2 protein-coding genes are annotated in these 16,556 nt (G+C 76.3%); both read left to right on the top strand.

Features of this window, described 5'->3' with window-relative positions; genetic code table 11:
• Positions 1-13: 13 nt before the first annotated feature.
• Positions 14-15,739, top strand: coding sequence for a non-ribosomal peptide synthetase (locus EES41_RS04535; RefSeq protein WP_123075853.1), 15,726 nt, complete (start codon positions 14-16; stop codon positions 15,737-15,739).
• 141 nt (positions 15,740-15,880) lie between these two features.
• Complete coding sequence (locus EES41_RS04540; RefSeq protein WP_123075855.1) at positions 15,881-16,549, top strand: SGNH/GDSL hydrolase family protein; 669 nt, start codon at positions 15,881-15,883, stop codon at positions 16,547-16,549.
• Positions 16,550-16,556: the final 7 nt, after the last annotated feature.

Raw genomic sequence — 16,556 nt, forward strand, 5'->3', positions numbered from 1 at the left:
GGCTGATCGAACGATGTCTGACGCCGCCGAACCGGACGAGCCGGCATCCGCCCCCCACAGCCCCGGCGGCCCCGAAACGGCCGTCACCGGGGGGCAGTCGGGGATCTGGCTGGCCCAGCGGATCGAGCCGGACAGTTCGGCCTACCACGTCACGTTCACCCTGGAGCTGCGCGGTGACGTCGACCTCGGCCGCCTGGCCGCCGCCGTGCGGCAGGTGGTCGAGGAGGCGGACTGCCTGCACGTCCGGTTCACGGCCGAGGCCGACGGGCGGCCCCGTCAGCGCGTCCACAGGTTCCCGGTGGAGGTGCCCACGGTCGACCTGCGGGACGCGCCGGACCCGGAGTTCGCGGCCTGGGACTGGCTGGAGGCGGACCGTCAACTGCCCATGGGCCTCGCGCGGGGCCCGCTCTTCCACCACGCCCTGATCCGTCTCGCCGACGACCGGGTCCTGTGGTACCAGCGCTACCACCACATCGTCATCGACGGCCTGAGCGTCGGTCTGCTCTCGCGCCGGGCCGGGGAGGTCTACGGCGCCTCCGGACCGGTCGGTGGGGCCGGCTGGGCGCTCCCGCCGCTCGCCGGCTCCGAGGCCGCCTACCGGGCGTCCGGGCAGTACGCGGCGGACCGCGCCTACTGGCTGGAGCGGCTCGCCGGCCGGCCCGACCCGGTCCGCCTGGTCGAGCGCCGGCCCTCGGTGATCGCCCACCGCGTGCGGTGCACCGACGAGTACACGGAGGCGGACACCGCACGGCTGCGGGACGCCGCCTCGGCCGCCGGGGTCCGTGTCCCGCGGCTGCTCGTCGCGGCCCTCGCGGGTTATCTGCACCGGGTCACCGGCGCGCGGGAGCTCGTCCTCGGACTGCCCGTCACCACCCGGCTGGACCCGGCGGCGGCGGGGGTCCCCGGCATGGTGTCCAACATCCTCCCACTGCGCCTGGCCGTCCGCCCGGGCACCACCGGGCGGGAGCTGCTGCGGGAGGTGACCGGGCGCATCGCGGAGGCCGTCGAGCACAGCCGCTACCGGGCCGAGGACCTGGCCAAGGACCTCGGTCTCGTCGAGGGCGTGGCGGAACTCGTCGGGCCGACGGTCAACGTGCTGCCCGGGACGGGCCGGCTGCGCTTCGGCGACCACCCGGGGGACCTGCGCCCCCAGTGGACGGGGCCGGTCAGCGACCTGGCCGTGACGGTCGGCGAGTCCCAGCGCGGCGCCGTCCGCTTCCACTTCGACGCCGACGCGGAGGTGATCGGCGACGAGGAGATCGGCGCCCACGCCCGGCGCTTGCGGATGGTCCTGGACGCCCTGATCGCTGACCCGGACCGGCCGGTCGGCCGGATCGAGCTCACCGCGGAACCAGAGCGGGAGCACCTGCTGACCTCCCTCGGCGTCGCCCCGCACGCGGTCCCGGAGGTGTCCTGGCCGGCCGCCTTCGCACACCGCGCGCGGCTCGCGCCGGAGCGGACCGCCCTGGTCTGCGAGGACCGCGTGCTGTCCTACGGGGAGCTGAACGCGGCCGCCGACCGGCTGGCCCGACTGCTGCGGGCGCGCGGGGTGGGCGCCGAGGACGTCGTCGCCGTGGCCGTCCCGCGCTCCCCCGAACTCGTCGTCTCCCTGCTGGCGGTGATGAAGGCGGGTGCGGCGTACCTGCCGCTGGACGCCGACCACCCCCGGGAGCGGATCGCCTACATGCTCGCCGACTCCGGCGCGCGGACGGTGATCACCACCCGGGAGGCCGCCGGAGGCCTGCCGGACGGACCGGCCGCCGGGCGGCTGGTACTGGACGACCCGGCCGTCGCCGCCGCCCTCGCCGCGCAGGACGCCACGGACCCCGGGGTGACGGTCCCCCTGGACGGGGCCGCGTACGTCATCTACACCTCGGGTTCCACCGGCCGCCCCAAGGGCGTGGTGGTCACCCACGACGGCATCGGCAGCCTGATCGCCACCGCCACCGAGCGGATCGGCGTGGACGAGGACAGCCGCGTGGTGCAGTTCGCCTCGGCCGGCTTCGACGTCACGGTGTGGGACCTGGTGATGTCGCTGTGCGTCGGCGGCCGGGTCGTCCTGGTCCCCGCCGAGCGGCGGGTCGCCGGAGCCGCCCTGACCGACTACGTCCGCGAGCACGGCGCGACCCACATGATCCTGCCCCCGTCCCTGGTGTCCGCCCTGCCGCCCGAGTGCGAACTGCCCGAGGGGGCGGTCCTCGTGGTCGGTACGGAGGCCGTGCCGGGCGAGCTGATCGCCCGCTGGGCCGGGCGGCTGCGCGTCGTCGTCGCGTACGGACTGACCGAGGCGACCGTCAACTCGACGCTGTGGAGCGCCGATCCGCTGCGCCCGGGACCGGCGCCGATCGGCCGCCCCGACCCCAACACCCGCGTGTACGTGCTCGACTCGGCGCTGCGCCCCGTTCCGGCGGGCGTCGAGGGCGAGCTGTACGTGGCCGGGCGCGGCCTCGCCCGGGGCTACCTGGGCCGGGCGGCGCTGACCTCGGAGCGGTTCGTCGCCGATCCGTACGGGGCGCCGGGCTCCCGGATGTACCGCACGGGCGACCGGGTGCGCTGGGCCGCCGACGGGAACCTGGAGTTCCTGGGCCGCGCGGACGGACAGCTCAAGATCCGCGGCCACCGGATCGAACCGGGCGAGATCGAGAGCGCGTTCATGGCCTGCCCGGGCATCGCGCAGGCCGCCGTGCTCGTACGGGAGGACCAGCGCGGGGCCCGGCGGCTGGTGGCCTACCTCGTGACCGGCGCCGACGCGGGGGCCGGCGAGGGCGCGGGCTCGGACGCCGGTTCGGACGCCGGTTCGGACGCCCGCGCCGACGCCGTGGTGAGGGCCGCCCGGGCCCGGGTGTCGGAGGTCCTGCCGGAGCACATGGCGCCCTCGGCCGTGGTGCGTCTGGAGGGGCCGCTGCCGCTGACGCCCAACGGGAAGCTGGACACCCGCGCCCTGCCCGCGCCCCGGTGGGCGGCGCTGACCGGTGGCGCTGCGGCCACCACCCCGGCCGAGGCGCTGCTCGCCGGCCTGTTCGCCGAGGTCCTCGGGCTGCCCTCGGTGGGCGTCCACGACAGCTTCTTCGAACTCGGCGGCGACAGCATCGTCGTGATCCAGCTGGTCACGCGGGCCCGTGAGGCCGGGCTCGCGCTCAGTCCCCGCGAGGTCTTCCGGCTGCGTACGGTGGCGGCGCTCGCGCTCGCCGCCGGGAGCCCGGCCCCGGAGCCCGGGGCGGCCGCCGCGCCGCCCGGGCCGTTCTCCCTCGTGGCGCTCACCCCGGCCGAGCGGGAGGCGTTCGCCGCCGAGGTCCCGGACCTGGTGGACGTCGTCCCGGCCACCCCGCTCCAGGAGGGCTTCTTCTTCCACGCCCAGATGGACGGGGCGGGGGCCGACGGGTACGCCGTGCAGGACACCGTCGAGCTCGCGGGCGAGGTGGACGCGGACGCGCTGCGGGTGTCCGTACAGCACCTCCTGGACCGCCATCCGCTGCTGCGGGCGGCCTTCGCGCAGCGCCCGGACGGGCCCGTCGTCCAGCTCATCGCCGCGCGGGTGGACCTCCCGTGGACCCGCGCCGACCTCTCGGGGCTGGACCCGGAGCGGCAGGCCGCCGCGGTGGCCGAGGCGGAGGCCGCCGAGCGGAGCCTCGGCTTCGACCTCGGCCGCCCGCCGCTGCTGCGGGCCGCCCTGCTGAGACTGGGTCCGGAGCGGTCGCTGCTGGTCCTGACCCTGCACCACATCGTGGTCGACGGCTGGTCGGTGTCCCTGCTGATGCGGGAGCTGCTGGCGGGCTACCGGCCCGGTGAGGTGATCCGGCGGCCGGATCCGGACCCCGGCTACCTGGCCTACGCGGGCTGGCTGGCCGGGCTCGACCGGGAGCGGGCCGCCGCCGCCTGGCGCGCGGCGCTGGCGGGCCGGGGCGCTCCGGCGGGGCTGCCCGTACGGCCGGTGGCGGCGGGCGGCGGCGGGAGCGGCCGGATCACCCTGGACCTCTCCGTCGGGGAGAGCGCCGCGCTCACGGCGCGGGCCCGGGAGCTCGGACTGACCCTGGGCACGGTCGTCCAGGGCGGGTTCGGCCTGGTGCTCGGCGATGTGCTCGGCTCCCACGACCTGGTGCTCGGGGTCACGGTCTCGGGCCGGCAGGCTCCGGTCCCGGGCATCGCGACCCTGGTCGGCCTGCTGATCAACACCGTTCCGGCGCGGCTGGCCTGGCGCCCCGAGCAGTCTCTGGCACAGGTGCTGGCCCGGTTCCAGGAGGGCCAGGCCGAGCTGATGGAGCACCAGCACCTCGGCCTCGCCGACATCCGGCGGGCCGCGGGCGGCGGCGAGCTGTTCGACGCGCTCGTGGTGGTCGAGAACCTGCCGGACGGCGGTGAGCGGAGCGATCCCGCCGGACTGATCCGGATCACCGGCTCCCGCGTCCGGGACGCCGTGCACTATCCGCTCGCGCTGACGGTGCTGCCGGGCGAACGGCTGCGCCTCCAGCTCGACCACGACCGGTCGCGGCTGGACGACCGGGCCGCGCGGCGGTTCACGGACCGGCTGCGCGCCCTGCTGGGCCAGCTGGCCGCGGACCCGGCGGTGCCGGTCGCCCGTATCGGCCCGGGACCGGCCCAGGACCTGCTCGCCGGGGCGCGGCGACCGCTGCCCGGCGCCACCGTGTACGGGGCGTTCGCCGCGCAGGCCCGCCGGACCCCGGACGCGGTCGCGCTGCGCCACGGGGGCGGCGACACCCGTTACGCCGAACTGGCCCGGCGGGCCGAGGCGTTGGCGCACCGGCTCGCCGCCGAGGGGGCGGGGCCGGAGAGCGTGGTCGCGGTGATGGTGCCCCGCTCGGCGGCCGAGGTGGTCGCGCTGCTGGGGGTGCTCGGGGCGGGCGCCGTGTGCCTGCCGGTCGATCCCGGTCTGCCGCCCGAGCGGATCCGGTACGTGCTCGCCGACTCCGGGGCGCGGCTGCTGGTCACCACCGCGGACGCGGGGGCCGCGCCGCCCGCCGCCGAGGGGCCGCGCACGGTGCTGCTGGCGGCGGACGGGACGGCGGCGGGGGCGTCCGCAGCGGCCCCGCGCGCGCTCCCGGCCGCGGATCCGGACGGCGCCGCGTACCTCATGTACACCTCGGGGTCCACGGGCCGCCCCAAGGGCGTGGTGGTGAGCCACCGCGCCCTGGCCGCCCAACTTGCCTGGACGGCGGCGGAGTTCGGCTTCGGTCCGCAGGACCGGGTGCTGCACCAGTACGCGGCGGGGTTCGACCCGTCCCTCCAGGAGGTCCTCGTCCCGCTGCTGACCGGCGGGACGGTGGTGATCGCGAAGCCGGACGGCCACCGCGACCCGGCGTACCTGACCGCGCTGATCCGCGCCGAGCGGGTCACCACGGTGGACCTGGTGCCCTCGCTGTACACCGCGCTGCTCGCGGAGGAGGACACCGCCTCCGGCGAGGCCGCGCCCTGGTGGTCCACGTTGCGCAGGGCCTTCAGCGGCGGCGAGGCGCTGCCGGTGCCGCTCGCGCGGCGCTGGCGGGAGCGGACCGGGGTGCCGCTGTTCAACGTGTACGGGCCGACCGAGGCGGTCATCCAGGTCACCGGCTGGGCGGCGGGGCCGGATCCGCTTCCCGGTTCCGGCGCGGCGGGCACGGTGCCGATCGGCCGTCCGGTGTGGAACACCCGGCTGTACGTGCTCGACCGGTACCTGCGCCCGGTGGCCGCGGGCGAGCCGGGCGAGCTGTACGTCGCGGGGGCCCAGCTGGCGCGCGGCTACCACGCGCGCCACGCCCTCACGGCGGAGCGTTTCGTCGCCGACCCGTTCGGCGGTCCCGGCGAGCGGATGTACCGCACCGGCGACCTCGTCCAGTTCAGTGCGGACGGTGTGCTGACCTATCTGGGGCGCACCGACCACCAGGTCAAGATCAGGGGTAACCGGGTGGAACTCGGGGAAGTCGAAGCACGTCTGCGCAGCGAGCCCGCCGTCGGGGACGCGGTCGTCGTCGCCCGCGCCGACGAGCGGGGGGCCGACCGACTGGTGGCCTACCTGGTGCCGGCCGACCCGGCCGCGGGTCTGGACCCGGAGGCCGTGCGGGCCTCCCTGACCGCGTCGCTGCCCGCTCCGCTGGTGCCGAGCCACTTCGTGACCCTCGACGCGCTGCCGCTGACCGCGGCGGGCAAGACCGACCTCGCCGCGCTGCCGGCGCCCGCGGCGCGGCCCCGGCCCCGGCCGTCCGGCGCGGGCTCACCCGCCTCACCCGCCTCCCCCACCTCCCCCAAGGACCGCGAGCAGCGGCTCCGGGCGATCTTCGCGGAGGTGCTCGGTCTCGAAGAGGTCGGCGCCGACGAGGACTTCTTCGTACTCGGCGGGGACAGCATCCTGTCCATGTCCGTGGCCTCCCGGGCCCGCCGGGCCGGGCTGACCGTCACGCCCCGGGCCGTGTTCGAACTGCGCACACCGGCCGCGCTGGCGGCCTCCGGCGCGGCGTCGGGCGCGGCGGCCGGGACCGGGGCGGGGGCGGCGGCCTCCGACTCCGACGGGGTGGGCGACCTGCCGCTGCTGCCCATCGTCCACCAGCTCCGCGAGGACGGCGGCCCGATCGGCCGCTTCAACCTGTCGATGCTGCTCCAGACCCCGGCCGGGGCCGACGCCGGATCCCTGGGCCGGGTGCTCCAGGCGGTCCTGGACCATCACGACGGCCTGCGCCTGACGCTGTCCCGGATGGACCTCGGCCCGGCCGTCCCGGCGCTGTGGTCGGCCGCGATCCGCCCGCCGGGCGCGGTGGACGCGGCGGGGCTGCTGCGCCGCGCCGACGCCCGGGGGCTGGACGACCGGGCGTTGCGGTCCCTGATCGCCGAGGAGTCCGACGCCGCCGCCTCCCGGCTGGACCCCGACGCGGGGACCGTGCTGCAGGCGGTCTGGTTCGACACGGGTACCGGATCGCCGGGCCGGCTGCTGCTCGCCGTCCACCACCTGGCCGTCGACGGGGTGTCCTGGCGGGTGCTGCTCGGCGATCTGGCCGCCGCCTGGGAGGCCGTGGCGCGGGGCGAGCGGCCCGCGCTGGAGCCCGTACCGACCTCACTGCGGCGGTTCGCCCGGGAGGTGGCCGAACAGGCGACCTCGCCGCGCCGCCAGGCCGAACTCCCCTACTGGGCGGGAGTGCTGGCCCCCGGGGCGGAGCTGCTGCCCGGCGCGCTGCGGACCGGGACGGCGGGGTCGGCGCGGGAGCACCGGGTGAGCCTGGGCACGGCCGAGACCCGGGCGCTGCTGACCACCGTCCCGGCGGCCGCCCTGGCCGATGTCACCGAGGTGCTGCTCACCGCGCTGCGGCTCGCGGTCGCCCGGCAGGGCGGCGGCGGCCCGGAGGGCGAACTCCTCGTCGACCTGGAGCGGCACGGCCGCGAGGGGTACGGCGAGGCGATGGACCTCTCCCGTACCGTCGGCTGGTTCACCGGTCTGCACCCCGTACGGCTGCCCGCCGCGGGCGAGCCGCTCGAACTGCTCGGGCGGGTGAAGGAGGCGGTGCGCTCGGCTCCGGACTCCGGCGCCGGGTACGGCATGCTGCGCTACCTCAACCCACAGCTCGCTCCCGTCTTCGCCCGGCTGTCCGGCGCCCAGCTGCTGTTCAACTACTTCGGGCGGCTGCCCGCCGGGCAGGCCCGGGACTGGGCCCCCGCCGCCGAGGCCGACGCCCTGCGCATGGCACCGGACGCCGGGCTGGCCGTTCCGTACCCGCTCCAGGTCAACGCCGTCTGCGCGGACACCCCGGACGGCCCCGAACTGCGTGCCACCTGGACGTGGCCGCAGGGCGGGACCGAAGAGGAGGCGGGGGCCGGGGACGGGGCCGGGGGCGGGGCGCTGACCGCCCGGGAGGTGGCCGCACTCGCCGACGCCTGGACGGCGGCCCTGCGCGAGCTGATCGGCCTCCTCGGGGACGGCGCGCCCGGGCCCCGGCGGCTCACCCCCGCGGACCTGCCGCTGGTACGCCTCACCCAGGAGGAGATCGGGCTGGTCCAGCGGGCCAGCCCGGCGCCCGTCGCCGACATCTGGCCGCTGTCCCCCCTCCAGGAGGGCATCCACTTCCACGCCAGCTACGACGCCGCCGCGCTGGACGTCTACACCGCCCAGGACTGCTTCGACTTCGACCGCCGCCTCGACGCCGACCGGCTGCGCGCGGCGTGCGCGACCCTCCTCGCCCGGCACCCGGGGCTGCGCACCGGCATCACCGGCGACGGCCTGCCCGGCCCCGTACAGTTCGTCTGCCCGCCGGACGCGATAGCCGCGCCGCTCACCGAGACCGACCTGACGGGCCTGGCCGAGGAGACCCGCGCGCAGCGGCTCGCCGAGATCGCCGGGGCGGACCGGCTGCTGCGGTTCGACCTGGCGGCGCCCCCGCTGTTCCGGCTCCGGCTGATCCGGCTGACCCCGGACACCGACCGGCTGATGCTCAGTCACCACCTGGTGGCCTGGGACGGCTGGTCGCAGTCGCTGTTCCTGGAGGAACTCCTCGCCCTGTACGAGGCGGCCGGCGACGCCCGTGGCATGGGCACGCCCGGAAGCTACCGCGACTACCTGGCCTGGCTCGCCGCGCAGGACTTCGACGCGGCCCGGGAGACCTGGCGCGCCGCCCTGTCGGGGCTCGCGGAACCGACCCTGGTGGCCCGGGAGCAGGGCGGAGATCCGACGATCCCGCGCCGTGGCTCCCTCGATCTCGGCCCGGAGCTGAGCGGGCGGCTGCGCCGGTGCGCCCGGGAGCAGGGGCTGACGGTCAACGCGGTGCTGTCCACGGCGTGGGCGCTGGTGCTGTCGGCCGCGGTGGGCCGTGACGACGTGGTGTTCGGCGCCACGGTCGCGGGCCGCCCGGCGGACGTGCCGGGCGCGGAGACGGCGATCGGCATGTTCCTCAACACCGTCCCGCTGCGGGTGCGGCTGCGCCCCGGGGAGACGGTCCTCGAACTGCTGCGCCGCGTGCAGTCGGAGCGGGTGGCCGTGATGGACCACGAGTACCTCGGGCTGGCGGAGCTCCAGCGGGCCGGCGGGCTCGGGGTGCTCTTCGACACGCTGTACGTGCTGCAGAACTTCGCCGACGAGGACGCCTTCCGGCGGCTCGCCGACCGGCACGGCATCGCCGGCGTGGACAGCGTGGACGCCACCCACTATCCGATGACCCTGATCGTCAACCCGGCTTCGACGGTCCGCGTGAAGCTGGAGTACCGGCCCGACCTGATCGACGACGCCCGGGCGACGGCCACCCTGGAGCGCTACCGGGCCCTGGTGGAACGGCTGGTCGACGGCCTCGCGGAGCGGGTCGCGGCGCTGGACCTGCTGCTGCCCGCCGAACGCGCCGACCGGGCGGCCGCCCTGGAGGCGGGCGAGCGGCCGGTGCCGAACGAGACGGTCGCCGACATGCTGGCGGACCAGGTCGGCCGGACCCCCGGCGCCGTCGCGCTGGTCTTCGGCGAACAGGCCCTGACGTACGCGGAGCTGGACGCGCGGATCAACCGGCTGGCCCGGCTGCTGCTGGCCCGGGGCGCGGGGCCGGAGCGGGTCGTCGCCCTGGCGCTGCCGCGCTCCATCGAGATGGTGGTGGCCCTCTTCGCGGTGCTGCGCACGGGCGCCGCGTACCTCCCGCTCGACCTCGACCACCCGGTGGACCGGCTGCGCCTGATGATCGAGGACACCGGGCCGCTGTGCCTGGTGTCCACGGCGGCGGTCGCGCCGACGCTGCGCGCTCCGGCGGGGCCGCTCGCTCCCGAACTCCTCCTGGACGAGCCGGAGGCCCTCGCCGCCCTCGCGGCGCTCCCGGGCGGGGCGGTGACCGATGCCGAGCGGCCCGCGTTCGCGCACACCGTGGCGGACCGGCTGGAGCACCCGGCGTACGTGATCTACACGTCCGGTTCGACGGGCCGGCCCAAGGGCGTCGTCACCCCGTACCGGGGGCTGACGAACATGCAGCTCAACCACCAGGTGGAGATCTTCGACCCGGCCATCGCGTCGGCGGGCGGCCGGCGGCTGCGGATCGCGCACACCGTCTCCTTCGCCTTCGACATGTCCTGGGAGGAGCTGCTCTGGCTCGTCGAGGGCCATGAGGTGCACGTGTGCGACGAGGAACTGCGGCGCGACGCCGCCGCCCTGGTCGCCTACTGCGACCGGCACCGGGTCGACGTGGTCAACGTGACCCCGACCTACGCCCAACTTCTCATCGAGGAAGGGCTGCTGGAGCGCGACGAGGCCACGGGCCGGCACCGGCCGGCGCTGGTGCTGCTCGGCGGTGAGGCCGTGTCCGATGCCGTGTGGAGCCGACTGGCCCGCACGCGGGACACGTACGGCTACAACCTGTACGGCCCGACCGAGTACACGATCAACACGCTCGGCGGCTCGACCGCCGACAGCGCCACCCCGACGGTCGGCCGGCCGATCCGCGGCACCCGCGCGCACGTGCTCGACGCGATGCTGCGGCCCGTCCCGCCGGGCTGCCCGGGCGAGCTGTACATCTCCGGTACGGGTCTGGCGCGCGGCTACCACGAGCGGCCGGGCCTGACGGCGGACCGGTTCGTGGCCGATCCCTTCGGAGCGCCGGGCGGGCGGATGTACCGGACCGGCGACCTCGTACGGCGGCGCCCGGACGGGCTGATCGACTTCCTGGGGCGGACCGACGACCAGGTCAAGATCCGCGGCTACCGGGTGGAGCTGGGCGAGATCGGGGCGGCGCTGTCCGACCACCCCCGGATCGCCCACGCGGCGGTCGTCGTGAACGAACACGCGGGGAACAAGAGGCTGGTGGGGTACGTGGTGCCCGAGCCGGGAGCCGGGGTCGACGAGGCCCTGCTCACGGCGGTGCGCGAGCACCTGAAGTCGGTGCTGCCCGGCTATATGGTCCCGGCGGCGCTGGTGGCCGTGGAGACGCTGCCGCTGACGGTGAACGGGAAGCTCGACGTACAGGCCCTGCCCGCGCCGGATCCCGTCGGCTCCGGCACCCGCCGGCCGCCCCGGACGCCTCGGGAGGAGACGCTGTGCGCCCTGTTCGCGGAGGTGCTCGGGCTGCCGGAGGGCGGGGTCGGGATCGACGACTCCTTCTTCGACCTGGGCGGCCACTCCCTGCTGGCCACCCGCCTGGTCAGCCGGGCGCGGACCGCGCTGTCGGCGGAGCTGGCGATCCGGGACCTGTTCGAGGCGCCGACGGTCTCCGAACTGGCCGAGCGCGCCGGGCGGAAGGGGGACGCCGGGCGGCCCGCGCTGACCGCCGGTGAGCGGCCGAGCGAGCTGCCGCTGTCCCACGCCCAGCAGCGGCTGTGGGTCATCCAGCAGATCGAATCGGCCTCGGCCGCGTACAACTTCCCGCTCGTGATGCGGCTGCGCGGCCCCCTGGACATGGCCGCCTGGCGGGCCGCGCTCGCCGATGTGACGGGCCGTCACGAGGCGCTGCGCACGCTGTTCGCGACCCGCGAGGGGCGGGTGTTCCAGCGGATCCTGCCCGCCGCCGAGGCCCGGCCGGTGGTGGAGGTGGCCCGCGCCTCGGAGGAGGAACTGGCCGCGCTGATCGACGCCGCCGTGCGCCGTCCCTTCGACCTCTCCGCCGAACTCCCGCTCCGCGCCTCGGTCTTCGCGGTGGGACCGGAGGACCACGTGGTGGTCCTGCTGCTGCACCACATCACCACCGACGAGTGGTCGGACCGCCCCTTCCTCGGCGACCTGGCCACCGCCTACGCCGCCCGGCTCGCGGGCGGGCGGCCGCACTTCGAGCCGCTGCCCGTGCAGTACGCCGACTACGCGCTGTGGCAGCGCCGCCTGCTCGGTGACGCCGACGACGAGGGGAGCCTCGCCGCCCGGCAACTGGCGTACTGGCAGGGCGCGCTGGAAGGGGCGCCGGAGGAGACCGAGCTGCCGGCCGACCGGCCCCGGCCCGCCCGGCCCGCCTTCACGGGCGGCGAGCTGGACATCGCGTTCGACGCCGGGACCCACCAGGGGCTCAGGCGGCTGGCCCGCGAGCACAACGCCAGCATGTTCATGGTGGTGCACGCGGCCGTCGCCGCGCTGCTGCACCGGATGGGCGCCGGCAGTGACATCCCGGTCGGCTCGCCCATCGCGGGGCGGGGCGACGAGGCGCTCGACGACCTGGTCGGCTTCTTCGTCAACACGCTGGTGCTCCGCACCGACCTCGGCGGGGATCCCGGCTTCGGCGAGCTGCTGTCGCGGGTGCGCGACACCGCGCTGGCCGCGTTCTCGCACGCGGACGTGCCGTTCGAGGCGGTGGTGGAGCGGCTGAACCCGACCCGCTCGCTCGCCCGCAACCCGCTGTTCCAGGTGATGGTGGGCTACCACCACCGCACCGGCGAGGAACCGGCCCTGCCCGGGCTGGCCGTGGAGTACGTGCCGTTCCGGATCGGCTCCGCCAAGTTCGACCTGGTGTTCAGCTTCACCGAGCACACGGGTGCCGCCGCAGGTGACGATGCCGGTGCGCTCGGCTGCCGGCTGGAGTTCGCCACCGAGCTGTTCGACCGGGAGAGCGCCGAGCTGCTCGGGGAACGGCTGCGGCGGCTCGTCACGGCGGCGGCCGCCGATCCGGCTCTGCCGGTGTCCCGGCTGGAGATCATGGACGCCGGGGAGCGCGCGCTGGTCCTGGAGGGGTTCAACGCCACGGACCGGGCCGTCGAGGAGGACTCCCTGCCCGGGCTGTTCGCGCGGCGGCTCGCGGAGCGGCCCGGCGCCCCCGCCGTCGTGGACCGGTCCGTGACGCTCAGCTACGCCGGGCTCGACGCCCGGTCCAACCGGATCGCCCGGCTGCTGGCCCGGCACGGGGTCGGCGCCGAGAGCGTGGTCGGCGTGGCCGTGCCCCGCTCCGCCGACATGGTCGCCACGGTGCTCGCCGCCCTCAAGCTCGGCGCCGCGTTCCTGCCGCTCGACCTCGCCCATCCCGCCGACCGGCTGGCCTACATGGTCCGGGACTCGCGTGCCGTGCTGGTCGTCGCGACCGAGTCCGTCGCCGGGAAGATCCCCGCGGCCCCGGGGGTGCCGGTGGTACTGCTCGACTCTCCCGGGGCCGTGGCCGAACTCGACGGGCTGCCCCCGACCCCGGTGGAGGGACCTCCCGTACCACTGGACGGCGCCGCGTACGTGATCTACACCTCGGGTTCCACCGGCCGCCCCAAGGGCGTGGCCGTCCCGCACGAGGGCATCGCCAGCCTGGTCGCCACCGCGGTGGACCGGATGGGGCTGCGGCCCGACAGCCGGGTGCTCCAGTTCGCCTCGATCGGCTTCGACGTCGCCGTGTTCGAGCTGGCGATGGCCCTGTGCCACGGCGGCCGGCTGGTGCTCGTCCCCGACGAGGCGCGGGTCGCGGGGCCCGCGCTCACCGAGTTCCTCGCGGAACAGGGGATCACCCACATGATCCTGCCGCCCTCCCTGGTGTCGGCGCTGCCCTCCGGCTGCGAACTGCCCGAGGGGTCGACGATCCTGGTGGGCACCGAGACCGTGCCGCCGGACCTCTTCGCGCGCTGGGACCGGGTCAACCTCATCGCGGCCTACGGGCTGACCGAGGCCACCGTGAACTCCACGCTGTGGCCGGCGCGCGAGGCCGGCGGACGGCCCGGCGGGCGCGTGCCGATCGGCCGCCCCGACCCCAACACCCGCTGCTACGTGCTCGACGCGACCCTCTCGCCGGTCCCGCCGGGCGTGCCGGGCGAGCTGTACGTGGCCGGGCGCGGGCTGGCCCGCGGCTACCTCGGCCGGCCCGGGCTGAGCGCCGAGCGGTTCGTCGCCGACCCGTTCGGTCCGCCCGGCGGCCGGATGTACCGCACCGGGGACCGGGCCCGGTGGCGGCGCGAGGGCAACCTGGACTTCCTGGGCCGGGTCGACAACCAGGTCAAGATCCGCGGCTTCCGCATCGAGCTCGGCGAGATCGAGGCCGCCCTCGCCGCGCACCCCGGTGTGGCCCAGGCGGCCGTACTGGCCGACCGGGACGGGGACATCGTGCGCCTCGTGGGGTACGCCGTGCCGGAGCGCGGGGAGCTCGACGCGCGGGCGCTGCGGGCGCACGCGGCCGGGCTGCTGCCCGAGTACATGGTGCCGGCCCTCGTGGTGCCGCTGGACGGGCCGCTTCCGCTGACGCCCAACGGAAAGCTCGACCACAAGGCGCTGCCCGCGCCGGACTGGTCGGGGATGACCGGTGACGCCCGCCCCGCCGATGCCACGCAGGCCCGGCTGGCGGGGCTGTTCGGCGGGATCCTCAAGCTGGCGGAGGTGGGCGTCCACGACAACTTCTTCGCGCTGGGCGGCCATTCGATGGCGGCCATGCGGCTGCTGGGCCTGATCCGGGACGAGTTCGGGGTCGAGCTGAGCATCCGCGACGTCTTCGACGCCCTGACGGTGAGCGGGATCGCCGAGCGGCTCGACGGCGCCCGGACGGCCAGGCCGCCGCTGCGCGCGGGCGCCGGAGGCGGGAGCGGGAGCGGGGAGGGTGCCCGGGAGGCGCCGGCCGCGCCGGTGCAGGGCGCCCAGTGGGGGACGTACCGGCGACGGCCCGGCTTCGACAGCGCGCTCGCGCTGCGCTCGGCGGGCGCGCTGGACGCCGGCGCGCTGGCCGCGGCGCTGGGCGACGTGGTGGAGCGGCACGCCCCGCTGCGCACCTCCTTCGTGGAGCACGGGGACGGCGGGCTCCGGCTGCGGCCCGCCGCGCGGCCGCCGGTGCTGACCGTCGAGCGGTGCGGCGATCTCGACGCCCGGCTGACCGAACTCGCCGGGCAGGCACCGGACCTGGCGGTCGAGGCCCCGCTGCGGGCCCGTCTGCTGAGGGCCCCTGACGGGACCGAGGCCCTGCTCCTGGCCTCGCACTACCTGGCCGTCGACGAGTGGTCGGTGGTGCCGCTGTTCCGGGACCTGACCCGGGCGTACGCGGCCCGGGCGGCGGGCCGGGCGGCCGACTGGGAGCCACTGGCGGTCACGTACGCCGACTACGCGCACTGGGCGCGGGAGGTGCTCGGGGACCTCGCCGACCCCGACGGCGTCGGCGGGCGGCAGCTCACCTACTGGCGCGAGACGCTGCGGGACGCGCCCCGGGCCCTGGCCCTGCCGACGGACCGGCCGCGCCCGGCGGGTGCCGGCCCGGCGGGGTACACCGCCGGCCGGGTGCCCTTCGTCCTCGACGCGCGACTGCACGCCGCGGTGGACGGGCTGGCCCGGGAGAGCGGGACCAGCATGTTCATGGTGCTGCACGCGGCGCTGGCGGCCCTGCTCACCGCGCACGGCGCGGGCACCGACCTGCCGATCGCGACCATGGTCGCGGGCCGGCCGGACGAGCGGCTCGCCCCGCTGGTGGGCTGCTTCCTGAACACGGTGGTGCTGCGCACCGACACCGGGGGCGACCCGGCCTTCGGGGAGCTGCTGGCGCGGGTGCGGGAGACGACTCTGAGCGCGCTGGACCGCCAGGAGGTGCCCTACGACGAGGTGGCCCGCGCGGCCGGGCTGGCACCCGGGGGGCCGCAGGTGATGGTGGTGCACCACGAGCAGGCGGACCTGGGCGAACTGGAGGGCGGCATGGGCTCCTTCCACGCCGTCCCGGCCGCCCGCACGGCGGCGGAGCTGACCCTCGGCTTCTACGAGCCGCGCGACGGCGGCCCGGTGCACGGCGAGCTGATCCACGCGACCGAACTGCTCGGCCCGGCCAAGGCCCGGCGGCTCGCCGGGGAACTCCACACGCTGATCGGACAGGTGACGGCCGACCCGCGCCGGCCGCTCTCGGAGCTGTTCGCGATCATGTGCACGAGGACCGAGGAGGCGTGAACCGGGGTGTCGCGGGCGCGTCGGGGGCGCGTCGGGTACGCGTCCGGGCGCTGTCGGTGCGATGTCGGTGCGGGTTGGCAGCGTTGCGGAGGTCGGCCGGGTAACCCATCCGGCCGCGGGTCCGCAATGCGAGGAGCGCACATGACGATCTCGATCCGCCCGGGGAGCACCGTGATGTTCACCGGCGATTCGATCACCGACTGCCAACGGCTGGAGAGCGAGGACGGTCTCGGCTTCGGCTACCCGCTGCGCGTCGCGGGCGAGTGGGGCCTGCGGTACCCGGACCGGCCGGTGACCTGGCTGAACACCGGGATCGGGGGCAACAAGGTGCGGGACCTCGAAGCCCGCTGGCGGACGGACGTACTCGATGCCCGCCCGGACGTGGTGTCGGTCCTCGTCGGGGTCAACGACATGGGCTGGCACACGCTGGACCCGAAGGGGCACGTGATATCCGCCGAGGAGTTCGAAGCGGGCTACGACCGCCTGCTCGCCCCCCTCGCCGAGGCGGGTACCCGGCTGATCCTCATCGAGCCGTTCCTCCTGCCGATCCACGGCGTCGTCGAGGCCGGCGGCGGCGCCGTACGCGTCGGACCGGCGGAGCGGGAGGAATGGCGCACCGACCTGGACCCGAAGATCCAGGTCGTGCGCGGGCTCGCCCGCAGGTACGGCGCGCACCTCCTCGCCGCCGACGGCATGTTCGCCGGGCTCTCCGCGACGGCCGGGCCGGAGCACTGGGCCGCGGACGGCGTCCACCCGACACCGGCCGGTCACGCCGCACTCGCGGCGGCCTGGCTGCGCCTGGTGGCGTGACGACGGC

Source organism: Streptomyces sp. ADI95-16, assembly GCF_003721495.1.
In the GTDB taxonomy this organism is placed as follows: Bacteria; Actinomycetota; Actinomycetes; order Streptomycetales; family Streptomycetaceae; genus Streptomyces; species Streptomyces goshikiensis.